Source organism: Nonomuraea sp. NPDC050394, assembly GCF_044459065.1.
GTDB lineage: Bacteria > Actinomycetota > Actinomycetes > Streptosporangiales > Streptosporangiaceae > Nonomuraea.
Window position 1 is genome coordinate 923049 of the sequence record NZ_JBITIO010000002.1, and the last position, 21109, is coordinate 944157.

21 protein-coding genes are annotated in these 21109 nt (G+C 71.2%); 4 read left to right on the plus strand and 17 right to left on the minus strand.

What is annotated here, in order from left to right; all coding sequences use genetic code 11:
* Positions 1 to 45: 45 nt before the first annotated feature.
* From ACIBKY_RS12285 to ACIBKY_RS12305, 5 genes are all read right to left on the minus strand, one after another.
* Positions 46 to 1020, minus strand: a complete 975-nt coding sequence (locus ACIBKY_RS12285; RefSeq protein WP_397096713.1) for a hypothetical protein — start codon at positions 1018 to 1020, stop codon at positions 46 to 48.
* A 38-nt stretch (positions 1021 to 1058) separates the two neighbouring features.
* Positions 1059 to 2642 carry an ABC-F family ATP-binding cassette domain-containing protein gene (locus tag ACIBKY_RS12290; protein WP_397096714.1) on the minus strand — a complete coding sequence of 528 codons (1584 nt, stop codon included), beginning with the start codon at positions 2640 to 2642 and terminating at the stop codon, positions 1059 to 1061.
* A 228-nt stretch (positions 2643 to 2870) separates the two neighbouring features.
* Complete coding sequence (locus tag ACIBKY_RS12295) at positions 2871 to 3680, minus strand: carbohydrate ABC transporter permease (protein ID WP_379619778.1); 810 nt, start codon at positions 3678 to 3680, stop codon at positions 2871 to 2873.
* Between the two features lie 3 nt (positions 3681 to 3683).
* Complete coding sequence (locus tag ACIBKY_RS12300; RefSeq protein ID WP_397096715.1) at positions 3684 to 4583, minus strand: carbohydrate ABC transporter permease; 900 nt, start codon at positions 4581 to 4583, stop codon at positions 3684 to 3686.
* Complete coding sequence (locus tag ACIBKY_RS12305) at positions 4580 to 5938, minus strand: extracellular solute-binding protein (protein ID WP_397096716.1); 1359 nt, start codon at positions 5936 to 5938, stop codon at positions 4580 to 4582. The genes ACIBKY_RS12300 and ACIBKY_RS12305 overlap by 4 nt, the downstream gene beginning before the upstream one ends.
* 86 nt (positions 5939 to 6024) lie before the next feature.
* On the opposite strand from ACIBKY_RS12305, the gene ACIBKY_RS12310 reads away from it, so the two are divergent.
* Positions 6025 to 7233 carry an ROK family transcriptional regulator gene (locus ACIBKY_RS12310; protein WP_397096717.1) on the plus strand — a complete coding sequence of 403 codons (1209 nt, stop codon included), beginning with the start codon at positions 6025 to 6027 and terminating at the stop codon, positions 7231 to 7233.
* Here the strand turns inward: ACIBKY_RS12310 and ACIBKY_RS12315 are convergent.
* On the minus strand, positions 7223 to 7744 hold the full coding sequence (locus ACIBKY_RS12315; protein ID WP_397096718.1) for a CGNR zinc finger domain-containing protein: 522 nt from the start codon (positions 7742 to 7744) through the stop codon (positions 7223 to 7225). The two genes, ACIBKY_RS12310 and ACIBKY_RS12315, sit on opposite strands and share 11 nt — an antisense overlap.
* A 25-nt stretch (positions 7745 to 7769) precedes the next feature.
* Between ACIBKY_RS12315 and ACIBKY_RS12320 the strand changes: the two genes are divergently transcribed.
* Together ACIBKY_RS12320 and ACIBKY_RS12325 are read left to right on the plus strand one after the other, a co-directional pair.
* Positions 7770 to 7928, plus strand: coding sequence for a hypothetical protein (locus ACIBKY_RS12320; protein ID WP_397096719.1), 159 nt, complete (start codon positions 7770 to 7772; stop codon positions 7926 to 7928).
* A gap of 70 nt (positions 7929 to 7998) precedes the next feature.
* Positions 7999 to 9753, plus strand: coding sequence for an AMP-dependent synthetase/ligase (locus tag ACIBKY_RS12325; protein ID WP_397096720.1), 1755 nt, complete (start codon positions 7999 to 8001; stop codon positions 9751 to 9753).
* On the opposite strand, the gene ACIBKY_RS12330 is transcribed toward ACIBKY_RS12325, so the two are convergent.
* The 5 genes from ACIBKY_RS12330 to ACIBKY_RS12350 are packed head-to-tail and all read right to left on the minus strand — an operon-like array spanning position 9741 to position 14132.
* Entirely contained in the window at positions 9741 to 10346 is a 606-nt protein-coding gene (locus ACIBKY_RS12330; protein ID WP_397096721.1) for a phosphatase PAP2 family protein, read from the minus strand. The two genes, ACIBKY_RS12325 and ACIBKY_RS12330, sit on opposite strands and share 13 nt — an antisense overlap.
* Positions 10347 to 10403: 57 nt before the next feature.
* Positions 10404 to 10928, minus strand: coding sequence for a hypothetical protein (locus ACIBKY_RS12335; protein WP_397096722.1), 525 nt, complete (start codon positions 10926 to 10928; stop codon positions 10404 to 10406).
* Positions 10929 to 10968: 40 nt separating this feature from the next.
* A complete protein-coding gene (locus tag ACIBKY_RS12340; RefSeq protein ID WP_397096723.1) occupies positions 10969 to 12036 on the minus strand; it encodes an acyltransferase family protein in 1068 nt (355 codons plus the stop codon).
* Positions 12033 to 12644 (minus strand): TetR/AcrR family transcriptional regulator, encoded by a 612-nt coding sequence (locus ACIBKY_RS12345; RefSeq protein ID WP_397096724.1) that lies wholly within the window; start codon positions 12642 to 12644, stop codon positions 12033 to 12035. The genes ACIBKY_RS12340 and ACIBKY_RS12345 overlap by 4 nt, the downstream gene beginning before the upstream one ends.
* A gap of 9 nt (positions 12645 to 12653) precedes the next feature.
* Positions 12654 to 14132 (minus strand): MFS transporter, encoded by a 1479-nt coding sequence (locus tag ACIBKY_RS12350; protein WP_397096725.1) that lies wholly within the window; start codon positions 14130 to 14132, stop codon positions 12654 to 12656.
* 90 nt (positions 14133 to 14222) lie between these two features.
* On the opposite strand from ACIBKY_RS12350, the gene ACIBKY_RS12355 reads away from it, so the two are divergent.
* Entirely contained in the window at positions 14223 to 15032 is an 810-nt protein-coding gene (locus ACIBKY_RS12355) for a TetR/AcrR family transcriptional regulator C-terminal domain-containing protein (RefSeq protein ID WP_397096726.1), read from the plus strand.
* Here the strand turns inward: ACIBKY_RS12355 and ACIBKY_RS12360 are convergent.
* The 6 genes from ACIBKY_RS12360 to meaB all read right to left on the minus strand — a co-directional run bounded on the left by ACIBKY_RS12360 (position 15029) and on the right by meaB (position 20880).
* Positions 15029 to 15973 carry an acyltransferase domain-containing protein gene (locus ACIBKY_RS12360; RefSeq protein WP_397096727.1) on the minus strand — a complete coding sequence of 315 codons (945 nt, stop codon included), beginning with the start codon at positions 15971 to 15973 and terminating at the stop codon, positions 15029 to 15031. The two genes, ACIBKY_RS12355 and ACIBKY_RS12360, sit on opposite strands and share 4 nt — an antisense overlap.
* 6 nt (positions 15974 to 15979) lie before the next feature.
* Positions 15980 to 18031 carry a CehA/McbA family metallohydrolase gene (locus tag ACIBKY_RS12365; RefSeq protein ID WP_397096728.1) on the minus strand — a complete coding sequence of 684 codons (2052 nt, stop codon included), beginning with the start codon at positions 18029 to 18031 and terminating at the stop codon, positions 15980 to 15982.
* Between the two features lie 107 nt (positions 18032 to 18138).
* Positions 18139 to 18483: a hypothetical protein gene (locus ACIBKY_RS12370; protein WP_397096729.1), complete on the minus strand. Its 345-nt coding sequence runs from the start codon at positions 18481 to 18483 to the stop codon at positions 18139 to 18141.
* Complete coding sequence (locus tag ACIBKY_RS12375) at positions 18477 to 18905, minus strand: acyl-CoA thioesterase (RefSeq protein WP_397096730.1); 429 nt, start codon at positions 18903 to 18905, stop codon at positions 18477 to 18479. Before ACIBKY_RS12375 ends, ACIBKY_RS12370 begins: the two co-directional genes overlap by 7 nt.
* A 2-nt stretch (positions 18906 to 18907) precedes the next feature.
* On the minus strand, positions 18908 to 19537 hold the full coding sequence (locus ACIBKY_RS12380) for a TetR/AcrR family transcriptional regulator (protein ID WP_397096731.1): 630 nt from the start codon (positions 19535 to 19537) through the stop codon (positions 18908 to 18910).
* Positions 19538 to 19920: 383 nt separating this feature from the next.
* Positions 19921 to 20880 carry a methylmalonyl Co-A mutase-associated GTPase MeaB gene (gene meaB / locus ACIBKY_RS12385; RefSeq protein ID WP_397096732.1) on the minus strand — a complete coding sequence of 320 codons (960 nt, stop codon included), beginning with the start codon at positions 20878 to 20880 and terminating at the stop codon, positions 19921 to 19923.
* Positions 20881 to 21109: the final 229 nt, after the last annotated feature.

Sequence of the window (21109 nt, forward strand, 5' to 3'; positions counted from 1 at the left end):
TGACGTGACGAGAGGGCCGCGCGGGCGTCCGCGCGGCCCTTCGGCCTACTTGGGGAAGCTCTCCGGGTCCACGGGGTCGGTCGGCGCGTTGCCGCCGGAGACCGCGTGCAGGGTGATCCGCCAGTCGTGCCAGAGGATCTGCGAGGCGGTGTAGGTGGTCTTGAACTTCACCGACTTCTGGAAGCGTTCGAAGCTGCAGTCGCGGGTGAAGGCCCTGTTCTTGCCGTCCCAGTCGACGCCGTGGGTGAAGTAGATCTTGTAGTTGCCGTCGCGGACGCCGCGTACCTTGTACTTGCCCTTCTTGCGGACGTAGATGCTGAAGGCCTTGGTGCCGCCGCGCATCACGGTCACGACGGCGTCGCGGGTGGAGCCGTTGTCGATCTGCAGCGAGCTGCGGCCGTTGAGGTTCTCGCGCTTGATGAACTTGCCGGTGCTCAGCCGCCGGCTCTGCTTGGCCCCGGCCTTGACCTCGATCACGTCGGCCGGGTAGTCGCCGGCCGCCTGCAGCGCGGCGCCGGTCTCGTCGAGCTGCTTGAGGGCGGCGCTGAGATCGGTGAGCACGCCGCCCGGGGTGCACACGTCACGGCTGCCGACCTTGCCGAGGGTCGAGCCGAGCTGGGCGGCGAACTCGCGCAGGCTGCCGACGTAGGCGTCGTGCTGGGCGCGTACCTCCTGCGGGGGTGTCACCGCCGACAGCTCGTCGGCGGCGCCGCGCAGTGCTTCCTCGGCACGTTCCACCCGCGTGTTCAGGGTCTTGACCGTGCGCGCGCCCATCATGGAGTCGATCGCGTCGGTCATGGCCCGCTTGCGGCCCGACAGCTCGCTCTTGTAGCTCTCCGGGGTGAGCGCCGTGGCGGGCGGTGCGGTGGTTCCCGTGCCGGTGCTGGGCTTGGCGGTGCCCGGGCCGCCGGCCACGCCCCTGGCGACGGGCTCACCACCGGTCGGTCCGCTGACACCTGAGGTACAGGCGGTAAGGGTCGCGAGGGCGAGCACGCAGGTCATCAACCGGGGGACAGCCACCTGCCACACTATTGCCCGGTTGATCCCCTTGCGTCAATTCACGATTCCGACAGGCCGTGCTCCCTGTCCTGGCGCAGCCAGCGGGTGATGCCCAGCTCCCGCAGGAACGGCAGGTCGTGGCTGGCCACGATCAGCGCGCCCCGGTAGGCCGACAGCGCCTGGGTGAGCTGCCGCACACTGGCCAGGTCGAGGTTGTTGGTGGGCTCGTCCAGCAGGAGCAGCTGCGGGGCCGGATCGGCCGACAGCAGCGCCGCCAGCGTCGCGCGGAAGCGCTCGCCACCCGACAGCGTGGACACCGGCTGGTGCACCCGCTCGCCCCGGAACAGGAACCTGGCCAGCCGCGAGCGCACCTCGGTGACCCCGGCGTCCGGGGCGAGGAGGCGCACGTTGTCGAGCACGCTCCTGCCCTCGTCCAGCAGGTCGAGGCGCTGCGGCAGGTAGCGGGAGGGCACCAGGGCGCCCTGCCCGGCGATCCGCCGCAGCAGCGTGGTCTTGCCCGAACCGTTGGCGCCGGTCAGCGCGATCCGCTCGGGCCCCTGCACGAGCAGCTTCTCCAGTACGGCGCCGCCGTCCGGCCGGGCGGCGGACTCCAGCGGCAGGTCCAGGACCACCCGCCCGGAGGGTACGGCGGTCTCGGGCAGCGGGATGCGGATCTCGCGGTCCTCGCGGACGCCCTGCTCGGCCTCGGCCAGCCGGTCGATGGCTCCCTCCAGCTTCTCGGTGTGCATGATCCGGTGCTTGCCCGCGGAGACCTGGGCCTCCCGCTTGCGGGCGTTCATGATGATCTTCGGCTCTCGCTTCTGGGCGCTCATCTTGTTGCCGTAGCGGACCCGGCGGTCAAGCTTGACGTGCGCGTCGGCGAGGTCGCGCTTCTGCCTGCGCACGTCCGCCTCGGCGGTGCGCACCATCCGCTCGGCGCTCTCCTGCTCGGCCGCGAGCATGCGCTCGTAGTCGTCCAGGTTGCCGCCGAACAGGCGTACCCGGCCCTCCCGGAGCTCGGCGATCTGGTCGGCGAGCGCCAGCAGGGCGCGGTCGTGGCTGACCATCACCAGGACCCCGGTCCAGGAGCCGACGGCGGCGTAGAGCCGTTCGCGCGCCTGGAGGTCGAGGTTGTTGGTGGGCTCGTCGAGCAGCAGCACCTCGGGGTTCTTGAGGAACTGCGCGGCCAGCCCGACCATGACGACCTCGCCGCCGGACAGCGTGCCGACGGTCCGGTCGAGGCCGACGTGGTCCAGGCCGAGCCGGTCGAGTTCGGCGCGCGCCCGTTCCTCGACGTCCCAGTCGTCGCCGACGGTCTCGAAGTGCGCGACGGCGACGTCGCCGGACTCGATGGCGTGCAGCGCCGCCCGGACCCCGGCGATGCCGAGCAGGCCGGCGACGGTGGACTCCCGGCGCAGGGTGAGGTTCTGCGCGAGGTAGCCGACCCGGCCGGCCAGGCTCACGCTGCCGCCGGTGGGCCGGAGTTCCCCGGCGAGGATCTTGAGCAGGGTGGACTTTCCCGACCCGTTGGCGCCGATCAGCCCGGTACGTCCCGCGGGGAAGGCGGTTTCGAGCCGGTCGAGGACCAGCGTTCCGTCGGCCCAGCCGTAGGAAACGCGGTCGATGACCACGGAAAAAGACATGAGGTGGCTCCCATCACAAAGATCAAGAATTCGTGACTTTGGCGGGAAACACCGCGAAACGCCCGTGTGAGGTGGCGGAACGCCAGAGGTCCAGGTTGCGCGCGTGCCCACGACAGGGCGGAACGGCGCGGTGCCCGCGACCTCAAACCTTCACGTCAGCTGCCCCCAGGGCTAGGCGATAAGACGTGGAAAAGTGTAGGCGACCCAAGATTTCGCCGCAAGCTCCTTTCAGCCCTTGACCGCGCCGCCGAGGTTGAAGGTGCCGGCCAGATACTTGTTGACCGCCACGTAGAGCACGACCGCCGGGGCCGTGTAGATGATCGAGAACGCCGCCAGCTCGCCGTAGGCCACCTGGCCGTACTGGGAGAAGAAGGTGTAGATGGTGACCGCCGCCGGCGCCTCCTCCGGCTCGTCCAGCAGCACGAAGGGGGCGAAGAAGTTGCCCCACTGGCCGACGAAGACGAAGATGCCGACCACGGCGATGCCCGGCGCCATCAGCGGGCCGACCACGCGCACCAGCGACTGCACCCAGCCGGCCCCGTCCACCCAGGCCGCCTCCTCCAGCCCGACCGGTACGCCGTCCATGAAGTTCTTCATCAGCCAGATCGCGAACGGCAGGGCGCTGGCCGCCAGGAACAGCACCATCGCCGGCACCGAGCCGTAGAGGTTGAAGCGGTAGAACATCGAGTAGACCGGCACGATGATCGCCGTCAGCGGCAGCCCGGTCGTGAACAGCAGCGTCAGCATGAACGAGCGTTTGTAGCGCAGTTCGTAACGTGAGAGCGGGTAGGCGGCCAGCGCCGCGACCAGCACGGTGATCAGCGCGGTTCCCGCCGAGATCACGATGGAGTTGATCACCGGCAGGATCGTGGTCTCCCAGGTGAGCACCGCCTGGAAGTTGCCGAGCGAGAACTCCCCCGTGGGCTGGGCCGACAGGCCCGCGCCCGGCTGGACGGAGGCGATGACCACCCACAGGAACGGCGCCGCGAACGACACGGCCACGACCAGCAGCGCGATCCGGGCGGCGAGTCGGCCCATCCCTCAGTCCTCCACCTTGATCAGCCGCAGGTACACCAGCGAGAACAGCGCCCCGATCACCAGCATCACCAGCGCCATGGCCGAGCCGTAGGCGATCTCGCCGTAGCGCAGAGCCTTGTCGTACATGTAGAGCGGCGTGGTCTGGCTGGCGTTGCCCGGTCCGCCGCCGGTCAGGGTGTAGATCAGCCCGAAGCTGGCCAGCGTCTGCAAGGTGATCAGCATGAGGTTGGCCATGATCGAGCGCCGGATCAGCGGCAGCGTGATGTGCCACAGCCGCTGCCAGGTGCCGGCGCCGTCGACGGCCGCCGCCTCGACCAGTTCCGCGGGCACCTCCGACAGCGCCGCCGAGTACACCAGCATCGAGAACGCGGTCCCCCGCCAGACGTTGGCCAGGATCACCGCGACCATCGGCGCCGTGTAGAGCCATTCCTGGCCGATGCCGGTCAGCGTGTTGAGCGTGCCGTCCTCGGCCAGGAAGGAGAACCAGCACAGCGCCGCGACGACCTCGGGCATCACCCACGCCGCGATCACCACGCCGTTGACGGTGCTGCGCGTGGCCCGCGAGCGCCCGCGCTGCAGCAGCGCGATCATCAGGCCGAGCGTGTTCTGCCCGACGACGGCGGAGCCGACCACGAAGGCGAAGGTGAGCGTGAAGGAGTTGACGAAGTCGGCGTCGCCGAACATGCGCACGAAGTTGGCCGGGCCGACGAAGCTCGGGCTGACCGAGTTCGTGCCCGACAGCGTCTCGTTGGTGAACGCGACGTACAGGCTCCACAGGATCGGCCCGGCCAGGAAGAGCACCAGCAGGACCACCGCGGGCCCGAGCGGCGCCAGCCGGCGCAGGGCGCGCCGCCTGCCCGACGGGCCCCGCGCCACCGGAGGAGAAAGGGCGGTGGCCGTCATCCGCCCGCGACGACCTTGCCGGGGCCGCCCACGACACCGGGCAGCGTGTCGGAGTAGGCCTTGGCCGCCTCCTCGGGGCTACGCGCGCCGGTGGTGACCGCCTCCATGGCCTCCTGAACCTCGGCCGAGACCTTCGGATACTCCTCGAAGGCCGGACGGTAATGGGTGACCTCGGCCAGGTCGGTGAAGAACTTCACCGACGGGTTGTCGGCGCTGTAGGCGGGGTCGGCGGCGACGTCCTTGCGCGTGGCCAGGTCACCGGTCCCGACCGAGTAGAGCATCGAGTTCTCCTTGTTGGTGGCGGTGGTGATGAAGTCGAAGGCCTCCTTCTTGTGCGGGGTATAGGAGCTCATCGCCATCACCCAGCCGCCCGACATGCTCACCGCGCCGGGCTCCTGGCCGTTCTGGGTCGGCATCCGCGTCCAGCCCATCTTCCGCGTCCACTCCGGCCACGGCTTGGTGCCGGTCGGCTTCCAGGCCGAGGGGGTCCAGGCGCCGTCGAGCAGGATGCCGAGCTTGCCCTGCGGGAACCACTCCAGCGTGTGCTTGTCGTTCAGCTTGGCGTTGTGGGCGTCGGACAGCTTGGGGCCGAGGTTCTCGCGGTAGATCGTGTTGATGAAGGCCAGGGAGTCGGTGAAGCCCTTGCCCGCGGTCGTCCACTTCTTCTGGGTCTCGTCGTAGAGGGTGCCGGCGGGCGTGCCGTACAGGAGCATCTCGAAGCCCTGCATGGTGGCGGCCTCGCCGTGGATCTTGGTGGAGTACATGCTGAAGGGGATGGCGCCGGGAACCTTCTGCTTGACCGCGCGGGCCGCGGTGAGCACGTCCGCCCATGTCCTGGGCTCCCACGGTACGGCGATGCCGGCCTTGGCCAGCACGTCCTTGTGGTACCAGAGCCCGCGGGTGTCGGTGCTGATCGGGACCCCGTAGATCTTGCCGTCGCCGCCCTTGGCGGCCTGCTTGACCGAGTCGGGGAACTGCGTGCCCCAGTCGGGCCAGGCGCCGAGGTAGTCGTCGAGCGGGGCCAGCTTGCCCGCGGCGACGTCGGCGTTGACCTGGAAGGTGTCGTGGTAGTAGAGATCGGGCGCGGAGTCGGCGGAGCGGTTGAGCAGCGCGAGCTTGGTGTAGTAGGCCTCGTTGTTGCCCTGCACCGGGGTCAGCTTGATCGTCACGCCCTTGTGCGTGGCCTCGTACTGCTTCTTGGCGTTCTGGAGCATCTTCTCCAGGTACGGCCAGGTGGTTTCGACCTTGTAGAGGACTTCGAGCTCTTTGGCGCCGCCGGCGGCGGGCTCCTTCGATCCGGAACCGCAGGCCGCCACGCCGATGATGAGGATTGAGGCGATCAGGACACGTTTCATCGGGGGACTCCCCTATGTCGCCGGTTAACCGAGAACGTAAATCAAATTGATTTACAGAGTCAACGCCTTCGTGTGAGATTGACCTCATGCAGATGGGCACCAACCTGCCCAAGGTCGGCACCTACAACCGGGCGGTCGTGCTGGAGGCCGTCCAGGCCTCCGACGGCATCAGCCGGGTCCAGATCGCCGGCATCACCGGGCTGACACCGCAGACCGTCTCCGTCATCGTCCGCAAACTGCTGGAGGACGGGCTGGTCGTCGAGGACGGCTCGGCGCCCGGCGCCGGCGGCAAGCCCCGCACGATCCTGCGCGTCGACCCGGCCGCCGGGTACGCCGTCGGCATCCACTTCGACCCCGGCGAGGTCTCCTACGTGCTCGCCGACCTGGCCGGCCGCCCGCTGGTCAAGCTCCACCGCCCGGTACGCGGGGCCGAGCCGGAGACGGTGGTCAGGACGCTGGCCCGTACCGCCCGCCGCCTGCTGAAGGAGGCCGGCGTACCGGACCACAAGGTGCTCGGCGTGGGCCTGGCCTCCCCCGGCCCGCTCGACCCCGACGGCGTCATCGTCACCCCGCCGCGCCTGCCCGGCTGGGACGGGGTCCCGATCAGGAGCCTGCTGGAGCGCCACGTCGGCTACCCCGTCACCGTCGACAACGACGCCACGGCGGCGGCGATCGGCGAGCGGTGGGCGGGCCTGGCCCGCGCCGTGACCAGCTTCGCCTACCTCTACCTGGGCACCGGCATCGGCGGCGGGCTGTTCCTGGACGGGCAGGTCTACCGGGGCCGCACCCTCAACGCCGCCGAGTTCGGCCACGTCACCGTGATGCCGGACGGGCCCAAGTGCTACTGCGGCAACCGCGGCTGCGTGGAGGCGCTGTGCTGCCCTAGCGCGATGGTGGCCACGGCCAGGGAACGCCTGGCGCTGGGCGCCGAGTCGGTGCTGACGCGCGGCCGGCTCAGCCACGCGGCCGTGTGCGCCGCCGCGGCCGCCGGGGACCCGCTCGCGCGGTCGGTGGCCGCCGAGGCGGCCGACCGGCTGGCCGACGCCGCCGTCTCGATCGTCAACATGCTCGACGTGGACCTGCTGGTGCTCGGCGGCCCGGCGGTGCGGGAACTGGGCGGGCTCTACCGGGACGTGATCGGGCGGGCGGTCTCCACCCGGGTCCTGGCCCGGGGGCTGCAGGCCGTACGCGTGGAGATCTCCCCCATCGCCGCGGACGCGGCGGCGATCGGCGCGGCGTCGCTGGTCTTCCACGTCACCTACGCGCCGCGCCTGGACCGCCTGGTTAGGGAGTGACCCGGCGGGCCCGGTGGTTGGCCACGTTGACCCGGTTGGCGCAGGCCAGCGAGCAGAAGCGGCGGCGGCCGTTGCGCGAGGTGTCGACGTAGACGGTCGCGCAGCCCTCGCGGTCGCAGCGGCCCAGGCGGCGGCCGTCGGAGAAGGAGATGGCCATGGCCAGCCCGCCGGCGGTGGTGTCCTTGGCCCTGCTGACGATGTCGGCGTCGATGGCGAAGAAGTGCAGGTGCGGCTTCCTGCCGTCGTGCGCGCTGACGTACGGCGTCGCCGCGGTCATCTTCAGCAGGTCGTTGACCAGCGCGATCTGGGTCTCCTGGTCGCGCTCGCCGAAGACGGGATCGAGCCGGCCCGCCCAGAGCTCCAGTTCCCCTGCCTGGGCCGGGGTGAGCTCGGCGCGCAGCATCGCGTTCGCGGACAGGATCGCCGTCAGCGCGCCGGGCGAGTGGTCGGCGGTGTTGACCAGGTCGGCGGACAGCGCCGCCCCGTTGCCTCCGTAAGCGTTGAAATGCACAAGCTCATTACATCAGGCTGGAGGCATGCGCTCTGCACACCTGCACGAACTGACCGCCGTCTCCTCCCATCGCACGTCCGAGGGCCTGGTCGCGTACTTCCGCTGTGACTGCGGGGCCTGGGAGGTGCGTGCGAGCGGCGGGGCGGATGTCGCGATCGCCGCGACACGCGTGGGATGTGACTGACCGGCACCATCGACTCTCCGAGGGTGTTCGTCCTATTGTCGGCACCAACACCCCCCTCAGGAGGTCAGGTATGTCCAGCATTCCCGCCTTGCTGCGCGACCGGGTCAACGCCACCCCGGACGCCGAGGCCTACCGCACGCCGTCCGAGAGCGGCTGGACGTCCCTGTCGTGGCGAGAAACCGGCGACCGGGTGCGCGAACTGGCCCTCGGCCTGGCCGGGCTGGGCTCGGGGCCGGGTACGCGCGTGGCGCTGCTGTGCTCCACCCGCCTGGAATGGATCCTGGCCGACCTGGCCGTGCTGTCCACCGGCGCCGCCACCACGACGATCTACCCGTCCAACACCGCCGACGAGTCCGCGTTCGTGATCACCGACTCCGGCAGCACGCTCGTCATCGCCGAGGACGACGCCCAGGTCGCCAAACTGCGCTCGGTGCGCGAGAAACTGCCCGACGTCCGGCACGTCGTGGTCATCGACGGCACGGCCGCCGACGACGGCTGGGTGGTGCCCCTGGCGGAGGTGACCGGCGAGGGCGACTTCGACGCCATGGTCGAGGCCATCTCCGCCGACGACCTGGCCACGCTCATCTACACCTCCGGCACCACCGGGCGGCCCAAGGGGGTGGAGCTGACCCACGACAACTGGCTGTTCGCCGCCGCGTCGGTACGCGAACTCGGCCTGCTGGGCCCCGACGACCTGCACTTCCTGTGGCTGCCGCTGTCCCACTCCTTCGGCAAGCTGCTGGAGGTCGTGATGATCGACTGCGGCGTGCCCACCGCCCTCGACGGCCGGCTCGACAAGATCGCCGAGAACATGGGCGTGCTCAGGCCCACCTTCATGGCCGCCGCGCCGCGCATCTTCGAGAAGATCCACAACACGGTGGCGGCGAACATGCGCAACGAGGGCGGCCTCAAGCTGCGCATCTTCACCTGGGCGAAGGCCACCGGCGTACGCGTCGTGCGGGCCCGCCAGCGCGGCGCGTCCATCCCGGTCACCACCGGCTTCGAGTACCGCCTGGCCGACCGGCTCGTCTTCGCCAAGCTGCGCGAGCGCTTCGGCGGGCGCATCCGCTTCTTCATCTCCGGCGCGGCCCCGCTGTCCCAGGACATCGCCGAGTTCTTCGACGCCGCCGGCCTGACCATCCTGGAGGGCTACGGCCTGACCGAGTCGTCGGCGGGCAGCTTCCTCAACCGGCCCGGCACCGTCAAGTTCGGCACCGTGGGCCCGCCCCTGCCCGGCACCACCGTGAAGATCGCCGAGGACGGCGAGGTGCTCATCGGCGGGCGCGGCATCATGCGCGGTTACCACGGCCTGCCCGAGGACACCGCCGCGGCGCTGGAGGACGGCTGGCTGCGCACCGGCGACATCGGCGAACTCGACGACGAGGGCCGGCTGCGCATCACCGACCGCAAGAAGGAGCTCATCAAGACCTCCGGCGGCAAGTACGTCGCGCCCACCTACCTGGAGGGCCGGATCAAGGCCGCCTGCCCGTACCTGTCGCACGTGTTCGTCCACGGCGACCGGCGCAACTACTGCACCGCCCTGGTCACGCTCGACATGGACGTGGTGCGGCCCTGGGCCGAGGCCGAGAACCTGCCCGCCGACGCCGAGGCGCTGCGCGAGCACCCGAGGATGCGCGCGGAGGTCCAGAAGGCGATCGACGAGGTCAACGCGAGCCTGGCCAGCTACGAGACGGTGAAGAAGTTCGCCGTGCTGGCCGGGGACTTCACGGTGGAGACCGGGGAGCTGACCCCCAGCCTCAAGATCAAGCGCAAGGTCGTGGAGGAGCACCACGGCAAGGTGCTGGACGGCTTCTACTCCGACTGATCGTCCGTTCGCTCCGGCCGCGCCGCGCGCGTCCTTCTCAGCACGGGTACGGCCTCGCCCACGTCGGGCCACAGCCGCCGGGTGAACAGCCCGGCGGCCACCCCGATGGCCGCCCCGGCCAGCACGTCGCCCGGGTAGTGCACGCCGGTGTACACGCGGGAGAAGCAGACCGCTCCCGCCACCACGCCGACGGGCACGCTGATCCGCCGGGGCGCCTCCAGCGCGACCGCGGTGGCGAAGGCGGCGGCCGTGGCCGAGTGGCCCGAGGGGAACGAGGTCGACGACGGGGTCTTCAGCACCCGCGCCAGCGGCAGGAAGTCGGCCAGCGGGCGCTTGCGGTTGAAGGCCCGCTTGGCGGCGATGTTGGCCAGCGGGCTGGCCACGCTGATGGCCAGCAGGCCGCGGGTGGCCGCCCTGCGCAGTCTGCGCCTGCCGGTGAAGGCGAGCCCGCCCGAGATCAGGCCCCACAGCACGGCGTTGTTGGCCGCGTTGGACAGCGGGGGCAGAACGCTTTCGAGGCCGGGCAGGTGCGCGTTGGCCACGGCCTTGAACAGGCGTTTGTCCCAGCGGTGCAGGCGGGAGCGGAGTCGCATACACCCCATACTGCCCAATCGCCGCCCGGGGTCACGTGGGAGAGCGGGCGCCGGGTTTCACTTTCTGGCGTAGGCGGTGACGGTGACGGGGTGGTCGGCGGCGCCGTACCGGATGGAGAGCTCGACCTTGACCGGGCCGGTGGTCAGGACGTTGCCCACCCACAGCGCGCGCTCGTCCGCGCAGCCGGTGAAGCGGTAGGAGGGCGTGCCGTCGGACAGGGAGTAGGCGTTGTCGCGGCGGTACTTCGCGCGGTCGAACAGCAGGGCGGTGCCGGCCGTGCGGGTCGTGACGGTGAAGTCGGCGCCCGGCTCGGCGCGGACGGCGAGCTTGAAGCCGCGCACCGGCTGGCCGCCCCCGGACGGCGGGGCGCTCGGGGGCGGGGCCAGGCCGAAGGCGAGCAGCGCGGATGGGCCGGAGACGACGACGCGGTCGTCGAGGCCGGCGTCGAAGTCCTGCTGGTTGGCGCCCGCGCAGACCCGCCGGCCGGGAGGCTCGTGCACGGCGGAGGGTATGGTGCCGCCCGTGGCGGCGCTGCAGCCGCTCAGCAGCAGGGCGGCCGCGGCGAGGAGCGTGCGTCTCATGTCCCGGATACACCGCCCGGCCGCCCGGGGTTCCCGCCGTTCAGAGAATCCGCCTGGCGCCGGGGATCGAGCGCACCAGGTAGCCCAGACCCCAGCAGATCGGTAGTGCCAGCGCCGCCACGAGCGCGAACTTGGCGACGGCCGGCGCGGCCAGGCCGGACAGCAGGGTGCTGATGCCGACGAGCACGAGCGGGTGGATGATGTAGACGGTGAACGCCTGGTCGGCCAGGAACTTGCCGAACGGGCCCTGCCGGTCGAAGCGGTCGCGGAACCAGACGCTGAGCGCGATGACCATCGAGACCGCGAACACCGACTCCCATGCCGCCGTACCGAGCTGGGCGGCCCAGCCCGTGGTCCACATCCCGGCGGGCAGCAGCACCGCCGAGGCGGCGCCGGCGGCGATGAACCCGTACCTGGCCGCCGAGCTGGGCAGCGTCTCGAACCAGCCGCGCCGCTGCGCGATCAGGCCCAGGACGAACATGGAGGCGTACTGCGGCAGGTAGGAGGGCGTCGGCAGGCCGGCGACCGGCCAGTACTGGCCCACCGGCACCAGGAACCGCCAGGCGAAGACGGCCAGCGTCAGCCCGGTCACGAACAGCGCGATCGCGCGGAGGGTCAGCTCGCCGCGCCGTTCTTCGATCTGCCGCCCGGAGCGGCGCCACAACACGTAGAGGCCGGTCAAGACCAGCAGGACCTCCACGAACCACATCGGTCCCGGGTCCCACGAGCCGATGTAGAAGTGCCAGTACGGCATGGAGCCGTCGTAGATCCCGGCCAGCGCGACGGGCCGCAGGAACAGCAGGTAGGCCAGGAGCGGGATGCCGAGCCGCTTCAGCCGGTCGCGCATGAACGGCCCCGGGCCCTTGCGGTCGTAGGAGCGCGGGGTGAAGAAGCCGGAGATGAGGAAGAAGAACCCCATGAAGAACGCCTGGTTGACCATGACCAGGAGGTCCAGGGCGATGCCGGTGCCGTCCCGCGCCTTTTCGAAGACGTACCAGGCGGGGATGTTGCCGTAGGTGACGGCGACGTGGTGGACGACGACGAGCGCGGTCAGCACGACGCGCAGGTTGTCGACGGCCGTCAGCCTGGTGCGGGTCTCGGTCTTCACTTGACGGCCCTTTCGAGGAGGTCGGCCAGCTCGCGCGCGTGGGCGTCGAGGTCGTGGCCGGGGATGACCACCCAGTAGTTGAACATGGCGTCGACGGCGGCGGAGTGGGTGACCGCCATGACGCGCCGGTCGAAGGCACGGAACTCGCCCGTGTCCTGGCCGAGTTTGTAGACCAGTTCCAGGGCCTGGTAGATCTCCTCGCTGGTCTGCGGGCCGTAGCGGGCTCCGCCGTCCGGGCCGCGCAGGTTGTGGAAGATCTCGCCGATGGCCTGCAGCCGGGTGCGGTTGCCGCGCATGTGCTCGGCGACCGCCAGGACGTGGGTGCGCAGGAGCTCGGTGGCGGACTTCTCGCCCTCCATCTTCGCCAGCACGTACGCGGCGATCTGCGCGTATACCTGCTCGACGACCTCCTCCATCAGCTCGTCCTTGCCGGCGAAGTGGTAGGAGATGACGCCTTTGCTGATGCCGGCGTGCTTGGCGATGTTCGCCAGGGACGCGCCCGCCCACCCCGCCTCTGCCAGGACCTCGATGGCCGAGGCGATGATCTGCGTGCGCCTGGCCTCTTCGATGAACGATCGTTGGCCGGTCGGCTTATTTTCTGACCGCATGGCCAGAATTTAGCACAGTCGGCCAGAACGTGCGCGCAGAACGAGAACGCCCATGGTCACCATGACGACGGCACCGGCCAGCGCCGCCGTGCGCATGCCGTCCACGTAGGCCGCGCGGGCCGCGGTGGCGAGCGCCGTACCGGCGTCGAGGGAGAGGGCGCCGCCCAGGGTCTCCCTGGCTGTCGCCGCCTGCCCGGCGGGCACCCCCGGCGGCATGGACGCGGCGAGCGCCGCACGGTAGACGGCCATGCCGATGCTGCCGAGTACGGCCGCGCCGAGCGCCTGCCCGAACTCCGTGGCCGACTCGAACAGGCCGGAGGCCGACCCGGCCTTCTCCGGCGGCGCCGTGGACACGACCAGGCCGGAGGCGAGCGCCTGGACCGATCCGATACCCCAGCCCAGCAGGATCTGCCCGCCGAACAGCAGCGGCAGGTCCGCCTCGGTGCCCAGCCCCGCGATCAGCAGGAACCCGGCCGCCCCGCAGACCATCCCCGACCCCATGACCTGGCCGGGCCGCAGCCACCGGGTGAGGCCCGCGCCGAGTACCGATCCGGCGGCCGAGCTGACGGCGGCCGGCACGATCATGAGGCCGGCGGCGATCGGCCGCATGCCGAGCACCGACATCAGGTACTGGGTGAGGAAGTAGAACGTCCCGACCAGCGCGAAGACCGCGAGCGTGGCGGCGGCCAGGGACAGGCCGAAGCCGGGCCGCCGGAAGAGCGTCAGATCGAGCATCGGGTCCGCCTGGGCGCGCTGCCTGCGCAGGAACAGCACGGCGAACACCGGCCCGGCCGCGGCGGCGACCCACATGGCCACGGAGAAGTCCTGCCCGGCGGCCTTCTTCACCGCGTACACCAGGGGCAGCGCGGCCAGCAGGACGAGGACCCCGCCGGCCGGGTCGAACCGGCCGGGAGCGGGATCGCGGTACTCCGGCAGCAGCGGGCCGAGCGCCAGCAGCACGAGCATGATCGGCACGTTGATCAGGAAGACCGATCCCCACCAGAAGTGCTCCAGCAGCCACCCTCCGGCGACCGGCCCGGCCACGCTGCCGAGCGTGAAGACCGCGGCCCAGACGGCGATCGCCATCCGCAACTGGCGCTGGTCGGCGAACAGGACCCGGATGAGCGCGAGCGTGGGCGGCATCAGCGTGGCCGCGGCGGCGCCCTGCAGGCCGCGGGCGAGGATGAGCAGATCGGCGCTGGGCGCGAACGCCGCCGCCGCGGAGGCCGCGCCGAAGGCCACCGCGCCCAGCAGGAGCAACCGCCTGCGGCCGATCCTGTCGCCCAGGTGGCCCATCGGGATGAGCAGCCCGGCCAGCAGGAACGCGTAGACGTCCACGATCCACAGCTGCTGCGTGCCGCTCGGCTCCAGCTCCGCGGTCAGCGCGGGCAGCGCGAAGAACAGCACGGTCACCGTGACCGAGATGAGCAGGACGGGCAGCATGAGGATCGCCAGCCCCGCCCATTCCCGCGGGCCCGCCTTTTTCATTCCGCCTCCTTACGATGTACGTGACTCCTGTTCTACCGGCTATTTGCAGGGAAGTGATATCATTTCGTCACGGAAAAAGGGTGTGATGAAATGACGGCGTGCGCGCGGTGCGGAAAGGAACTCGTACCTGCCGGGCGGGGCCGCAGACCTCTGTACTGCTCCCGCTCCTGCCAGGCCCGCGCCTACCGGGCACGCCGGTCCGTGGTCGTGGCGCCGGTGCGGGAGCAGCGCGGCGAGGCGGGCCTGTCCAGGGAGCTGATCGTGCGCACCGCCGTGCGGATCGCCGGCGCCGACGGCCTGGAGAGCCTGTCCATGCGGCACGTGGCGAGCGTGCTCGGCGTCAAGGTGATGTCGCTGTACAACTACTTCGAGGGCAAGGACGAGCTGATCGACCTCATGGTCGAGGCCGTCTTCGCCGACGGCCTGGACTCCGGGCCCCCGGTCGCGGGAGGCTGGCGGGCCGAGCTGGAGGCGGCCGCCCGGTGGGAGTGGGAGCTCTACTCCGCGCACCCGTGGCTGCTGGAGGTGATCGCGACCGTCCGGCCGCCGCTCGTCCCGAGCCTGCTGGCCCGCTTCGAGCGCGGACTCGGCGCGTTCGACGGCCTGGGCCTGGACCCGGTGACCACCCACCGGCTCTACCTGGGTATCAGCGGGCTCGTCCAGGGGCTGGCGCTGCTACGGGTGAGCGAGGTCACCGCGGACCGGCGGGGCGGGATCTCGCTCGGCCAGTGGCGCGCGGTGACCGTGCCCGCCGTCTACGAGGAGCTGGGCACCGACCGCTACCCGCGCCAGAGCGCGCTGCGCGACAGCCCGGACGTCCTGGCCGACCTGGAGGAGATCTTCACCGTCAACCTCAGGATCATGCTGGACGGCCTGGCCGCCTTCGTGGAGACCGCCTAGAGGGGCAGCCAGCCGGTGCGGCCGTACCAGGTGCCGCCGGCGGCGAGGTGGCCGGCGATCGCGCGCTCCAGGCTGGTACGGCGCGGCAGCGGGTCGGCCTTGGCGTCCGCGCCGAAGACGAAGTCCATCATCCCGCTGGTCTCGAAGCGGTGCAGCAGCCGGAAGCGGCGCTGGAAGGACATGATGTTCGAGCTCGCCGGGAGGTACTGGGCGAACTGGTCGTCCAGCAGCCACGAGCTGCAGGTCACCACCGGGTAGTCCTCTCCGGGAAAATGCTTGGGGAAGAAGGCGCGCGCCCGCTCCAGGGAGTCTTCGCAGGCCGAGGGCGGGAACGGCCCGCAGAAGTCGGGGATGTGCAAGCCCAGCGTCCGGCCGTGCTCGCCCACCGGCACCCCGGCCGCGCGCACCGCCTCCAGGGTCCTGCCGTTCATCCGGTCGCGGGCGAACTGCAGCCGCCCCAGCTGGTAGAGGATCCCGCGCACGTGGGCCATGTACCAGAACGGCGCGTGCAGCCCCGGCCCGCCGTGCCGCTTGCGGTGCACGGCCATGTTGCGGCCGATGTCGGCGAGCGTCTCGTGCGACACCTCCTCGGGGATGCCGCGCGCGCGATGAAACTCCCGCGTGTACGGCAGCGCCGCCATGAACACGTGCACGTAGAAGTACGGCCCCAGCTCGGGCAGGTCGGGGAAGAAGGGCGGGTCGTCGAGCACGTCAATGGTGGAGACCAGGGAGTGCACGCAGCGTTCGAGCAGCCACCACTGCGGCGTGCCCGGCTCCGGCGCACTCGTGATCACCCCGGCGACGTCCTCGTGCGGGACCGTCAGCCGCATCAGCTCGCCGAGCAGGTCGCCGGGCGCGGGCGGGCGGGCCTCGAAGCCGCCCAGCGACTCGAGGTGGGCGAGCCACGCGGGGTGCTCGCGCAGAAGGTTCTTGATGTCCATCGGCGATCAGCCTAGCCGGGTTCTGTACACTCCCCTGGCTCGTTCGATCAGCTCCAGATGGTCCTCCAGCTGGCCCGGCGCGTCCAGCCTGGCGTGGGTTCTGACCAGGTCCTCCAGCAGGTCCAGCCAGTCCAGGCACCAGCGCACGTCGGAGCCGCGCGCCACCTGCCTGCCGCCGACGTCCACGTGGACGGGGCTGGTCAGGGCGTACCCGGTGGCGGTCAGCGTGCGCGGGTGCGGCTCGCACAGGGCCTCGGCCAGCACGTACGTGGGCTCGCCGACGTCGAGTTCGACGGTGACGGTCAGCGCGTCGTCGCCGCCGCCGAGCCGTCCGGCGCCCGCCCGCACCCCGTCGGCGGTGCGGATGCGCACCGCCGACACCTCGGGGCCGATCGCGGTCGCGGTGACCGGCAGCCGCCCGCCCGGCTCCGCGTCGATGACCGCGCCCGGTCCGTGGCCGTCCACCGACAGCTCCAGCCAGGGACCGGTCGTGGCGAACGTATGCCGGGCCCGCACGGCCGCGGCGAACGACTCCGCGGTGAGCGCCCCGTCCACGCGGGCGTAGACGCGGCCCCAGCCGGGCGGGTTCGACTGGTTGTCGGAGCGGGTGAAGGAGATCATCGTGTCGGTCCCGGCGGTGACGGCCAGCCGGTTCCCGGCGCCCAGCAGGCGGCGGTAGACGGCAGCGGTGGCCGGGATGGAGGCGTGGGTGAGCACGTCCAGGCTGTCGACCAGGCCGAGCGCGGCGTCGGCGACGAGCGCGCTGGCCGAGCAGTCACGCGCCACCGGCCCGAACAACGCCTTCGCCGGATCGTCGTCGCGCACCGGCTGGCCGAACGGGTGGCTGTAGCCGAGCAGCGCCCCGAGCCGCCGCAACCCGGCCAGGGCGGCGGCGTTCGGCGGCCAGTCGGGCGCGCCGTCGAAGCCGGTGTGCAGGCGGCCCGGCTCGGCCGTGAGGCCGAAGGCGTAGGCGTGGCCGAGCAGGTCGTTGCGGTACTCGGCGCCCATCCTGGCGATGTGCGTGGCGTCAGACCAGGGCAGGTCGCGGCCGATCCAGTGCGACAGGGCCTCGCGGTCGTACACGCGGGCGCCGGAGACGTTGCCCGCCAGCAGGTTCAGGACGTGCAGGTCCTCGCCGTGCTGGGCGGCCGCGGCGTCGGCGGGGGCGGCGATGAGGTCACCGGCCCAGTTGAGGTGGGTGTGCAGGTCGCCGCCGTACCATCCGCGGGCGGCGGCGTGGTAGATGCGGTGCGGCGTGAGCCGTACCTGGTGGTCGTGGCCGGGGCGGGGGGTGAGCTCCGTGCGGGCCTGGTCGTACTCCATGCCGCGGGTGGCGGTGATCGTCAGGGGTTCGGCGGGGACGTCGAGGGTGAGATCGTCACCGTGGAAGTAGGGACGGCCGTGGAAGTCATGGCGCTGCGGGGCGCCCGCGGGGAACCAGCCCTGGCCGCCGTCGCCGGTGACACTCCACCGGCAGGGGTACGGCGAGCGGAGCCTCACCCTGGCCACCTCGGCGACCCTGAACAGGGGTGTCGTGTCCACCGGGACGCCGTCGAGCGTGACCTCGGTGGTGGGGGTGATCTCGGTCAGCCAAGCACCTTGAGGTGATATTTCGCGACGTAAGCCGCCAATGCGGACGGTGGCCGACTCTTGGCGTCGTGAGTCCACCAGCAGCGGGACGCGGGCCTCGTCACCCGCGCGCAGGATCACGTGCGGGGTGCCGTCGAGCACCGGGGCCCCGGGGGTGAGGCGGAGGGCGGCGGCGTGGGCGGGGAGTTCGCCGTCCAGGGTGTCGCGCAGGATCTCGTCGTAGTCGGGCTCGGCCAGGCGGGCGCCGAGGCCCTCCAGCGGCTCACCGGGGTGGCGGGCGGCCAGGCGGCCGAAGGCCACCCGCCAGAAACGGCCCTGGAGCTCGGGCGGGAGCACCCGTCTGCGGGCGAAGAGCTTGACGTAGTGAATCTCCGGTTCGCCCCAGGTGATGCCGTGCTCGCCGAGCAGCCCGCCGTACTCTCGCAGGGCCCCCGCGACCGGTTCGGGCAGCATCGGGTCATCACACATGTGCGCTCTCCCCGTCGTCGACTGCGCGCCATCGTGGCACACGTCGCACCTCTGGGTAGCCGCCCGTGCGGAAACGAGTAGCGATATTTCACCCGGCGATGGATAGTTCACCCACCGGGGACGCCGATGCTCTCCCACGTCCTGGTCGTCAGCGTGCCCTTGCCCCGGTAGGCGCGGACAATGTCGACGTGCGCGCGCAGCCGTACGAACCGGTCGAGATCGGCGCCCGCCCGCCACACCGACACCGATCCGATACGGCGCCGCAGCGGGTCCGCCCACAGCCGCAACGCCACGGCGCCCTCCAGCTCCGGCCACAACCGGCTCAGCCGCCAGCCGGCCCGGCAGGCACGCGGCAGATCGACGGCGCGGTTGAGCTGGAAGGCGGTCTCACTGACCACCAGCGCGGTGTCGCCGGGCACATGGGGACCGGGCAGCCAGCGGGTGCTCAGCACGCGGCGGGCTCACGCATCAGGACGGCCGCCGCCTCGCGGATCTCCGGGGAGAACGGCATGGGCCGCAGGGTGGTGGAGTCGAGGTTGACGTTCACGCGATGGCCTTCGGCGTGGACCACCGTCCCGTCGGCCGACAGGACGCGGAAGCCGTACACGCCGGACGTCCGTCCCATGCGCTCCAGCCAGAACTCCACGAGCACGTCGCCCGGGCCCACCACCGGCGCATGGTAAACGATCTTGAACTCGCGCACGACCATGTAGTAGTCCTTGAACTTCGACAGCGCCGGGTCGAACCGCCAGCCCGCCTCGGTCCAGAAGGCGGACACGGCGCGCTCGACGAGCAGGGCGTAGCGGGAGTTGTGCAGCAGGCCCATGGCATCGAGGTCGTCGAAGTGCACCTGAACGGGCTTGAACTGGGTCACGGTCAATCCTCCGGAAGGAGCGAGGGGTCGGTGGCGAGTGCGCGCAACCGCTGCAGGACGGCGGCGCGGGAGTAGGAGTAGGCCTCGGCCGGATCGATCAGCCGGGCATGGGCGACGGTCGCCTCACCCAGGGCGTTGATCTCGAACGCGAGACGCCCGGGGTTGGTGGCGTCGCCGAGCTCGCCCAGGGTGATGGCTTCCTCGACCATGGCGCGTACGGCGTTGAGCCAGTCGGCCATCGCCTTGGCCACCCGGTCGCGTACCTTTCCCGGGCGGTCGTCGAACTCGGCCTGGGCGACGAAGAAGAAGCAGCCGCCCGGGAGGACGCCGTCTTCATAGAAGCGCAGGCGAGCCTCGTGCATCGTGAACAGGCGGCGTACACCGGCGGGGGCGCGCATGGCGGGCCGGACGATGTGGTCGACCCACTGGCGAGCGGCCCAGTCGACGGCGTCCAGCTGGAGTTGTTCCTTGTCGCGCCAGTGAGCGAAGAAGCCCGACTTGCTCATGCCGGACTCCTCGGCCAGCCGACCCAGGGTGAGGCCGCTGAGCCCGTCCACGGAGGCGAGGGCGACGGTGCGTTCGAGAATCGCCTCCCTGCTGCGCTGCCCACGCAACCTGCGTCCATCGGTCATGGGCCCCACTATATACGAACGACCGGTCGTTTTGTTTTCCGGGTTCCGGGCACACGCGACACGCGGCGCACCTGGCAGCACCCCAGAGCGGCAGACGTGTGACAGTGCCGGTGAAGCGCCTCGCGCGCGGCGGCACACCCGAAGCGGCACCCGTCGCAAACAAGCGGCCTGCGCGGAGCCTCGTCCCTGGGGCGGACAGCACACGCGCGGGCAGGGCGGCGCGCGTGAGGGTGCGTGGCTCGCGTGGGAGAGTGCGTGGCTCGTGTGTGGGTCGTGTGGGAGCGTGGGCGCTTTGGGGTGGGGCCCGGTGTGGCGGCTACGGCGGGGTAGTCAGTAGGCGTTTGCCAGCGGCGTTTGAAGGCGGCGTTTGCCAGCGGCGTCTGTCAGCGGCGTTTGAAGGCGGCCAGGAGGCGGTCGGCGGCCAGGGCGGGGGTGAGTTCGCCGGCCAGCACCTCGCGCTCGACCTCCTTGGTGAGCGCGGCCACCTCGGGGTCGCCGTGCAACTCGGCGAGCAGCCGGTCCTGGACCAGTGTCCATGTCCATCGCACCTGCTGGGCGCGTCGCCTGGCCGCCACGTCCACCCGTTCCCGGTGGGCGCCGATCTGCCGCCACAGTTCCTCCAGCCCGGCGCCGGTCAGCCCGCTGCAGGTGAGGACCGGAGGCGGCGGCCCCTCCGAGCGCAGCATGCGCAGCGCACCGGCCAGTTCCCTGGCCGCCTTGCGCGCCGCCAGCTCGTGTTCTCCGTCGGCCTTGTTCACGGCGATCACGTCGGCCAGCTCCAGCACCCCTTTCTTGATGCCCTGGAGCTGGTCCCCGGTACGCGCCAGGCTCAGCAGCAGGAAACTGTCCACCATGTCCGCGACGGCGGTCTCCGACTGGCCGACGCCGACGGTCTCGACGAGCACCACGTCGTACCCGGCGGCCTCCACCACGACCATGGCCTCCCGGGTCGCCTTGGTCACTCCCCCGAGTGTCCCCGAGGTGGGGGAAGGCCGGATGTAGGCATGCGGGTCAGCCGCCAGCCGCCCCATCCGCGTCTTGTCTCCCAGGATGCTGCCGCCCGTCCGGGTGGAGGAGGGATCGACGGCCAGCACCGCCACCCGATGCCCCAGCCCGGTGAGCAAAGTCCCGAACCCATCGATAAATGTAGATTTCCCAACCCCCGGCACCCCGGACACCCCGACCCGCCACGTCCGCCCGGCGAGGGGAGTGAGCGCGACCAGCACATCCTGCGCCAGGCGCGCATGGTCACTCTTCGTGGACTCCACCAGCGTGATCGCCCGCCCGATCCAGGTCCGGGACCCGGCCTTCACACCCTCGACATAGTCCTCGACCGACCGCATGCCCCCGATCGTACGTTTCCCCGCCCCCACCCACCCAGCCCCACACACCCCACCACCCCCACCCACCCGACCCGGGAGCCAGCCCCGCAGGCACACCGCCCCGCGGGTCACGTCACCCAGCGGGGGGCGCGGCGCAAGCTGCCCTGCGGACACGCCGCCCTCCGGGCACGCCCCGGGCGGGAGCGACCCGGCGGAGCCGACCAGTAGAACCGACCCGGCGGAGGGAGGC

What these genes read in the sequence shown, in the direction of transcription:
- ACIBKY_RS12320 (WP_397096719.1), top strand. Translation starts at nt 7,770, where the DNA reads ATGCGCTCTGCACACCTGCACGAACTGACCGCCGTCTCCTCCCATCGC.
- ACIBKY_RS12350 (WP_397096725.1), bottom strand. Translation starts at nt 14,132, where the DNA reads ATGAAAAAGGCGGGCCCGCGGGAATGGGCGGGGCTGGCGATCCTCATG.
- ACIBKY_RS12355 (WP_397096726.1), top strand. Translation starts at nt 14,223, where the DNA reads ATGACGGCGTGCGCGCGGTGCGGAAAGGAACTCGTACCTGCCGGGCGG.
- ACIBKY_RS12345 (WP_397096724.1), bottom strand. Translation starts at nt 12,644, where the DNA reads ATGCGGTCAGAAAATAAGCCGACCGGCCAACGATCGTTCATCGAAGAG.
- ACIBKY_RS12300 (WP_397096715.1), bottom strand. Translation starts at nt 4,583, where the DNA reads ATGACGGCCACCGCCCTTTCTCCTCCGGTGGCGCGGGGCCCGTCGGGC.
- ACIBKY_RS12305 (WP_397096716.1), bottom strand. Translation starts at nt 5,938, where the DNA reads ATGAAACGTGTCCTGATCGCCTCAATCCTCATCATCGGCGTGGCGGCC.
- ACIBKY_RS12365 (WP_397096728.1), bottom strand. Translation starts at nt 18,031, where the DNA reads ATGTGTGATGACCCGATGCTGCCCGAACCGGTCGCGGGGGCCCTGCGA.
- meaB (WP_397096732.1), bottom strand. Translation starts at nt 20,880, where the DNA reads ATGCGGTCGGTCGAGGACTATGTCGAGGGTGTGAAGGCCGGGTCCCGG.
- ACIBKY_RS12380 (WP_397096731.1), bottom strand. Translation starts at nt 19,537, where the DNA reads ATGACCGATGGACGCAGGTTGCGTGGGCAGCGCAGCAGGGAGGCGATT.
- ACIBKY_RS12290 (WP_397096714.1), bottom strand. Translation starts at nt 2,642, where the DNA reads ATGTCTTTTTCCGTGGTCATCGACCGCGTTTCCTACGGCTGGGCCGAC.
- ACIBKY_RS12335 (WP_397096722.1), bottom strand. Translation starts at nt 10,928, where the DNA reads ATGAGACGCACGCTCCTCGCCGCGGCCGCCCTGCTGCTGAGCGGCTGC.
- ACIBKY_RS12310 (WP_397096717.1), top strand. Translation starts at nt 6,025, where the DNA reads ATGCAGATGGGCACCAACCTGCCCAAGGTCGGCACCTACAACCGGGCG.
- ACIBKY_RS12295 (WP_379619778.1), bottom strand. Translation starts at nt 3,680, where the DNA reads ATGGGCCGACTCGCCGCCCGGATCGCGCTGCTGGTCGTGGCCGTGTCG.
- ACIBKY_RS12325 (WP_397096720.1), top strand. Translation starts at nt 7,999, where the DNA reads ATGTCCAGCATTCCCGCCTTGCTGCGCGACCGGGTCAACGCCACCCCG.
- ACIBKY_RS12360 (WP_397096727.1), bottom strand. Translation starts at nt 15,973, where the DNA reads ATGGACATCAAGAACCTTCTGCGCGAGCACCCCGCGTGGCTCGCCCAC.
- ACIBKY_RS12330 (WP_397096721.1), bottom strand. Translation starts at nt 10,346, where the DNA reads ATGCGACTCCGCTCCCGCCTGCACCGCTGGGACAAACGCCTGTTCAAG.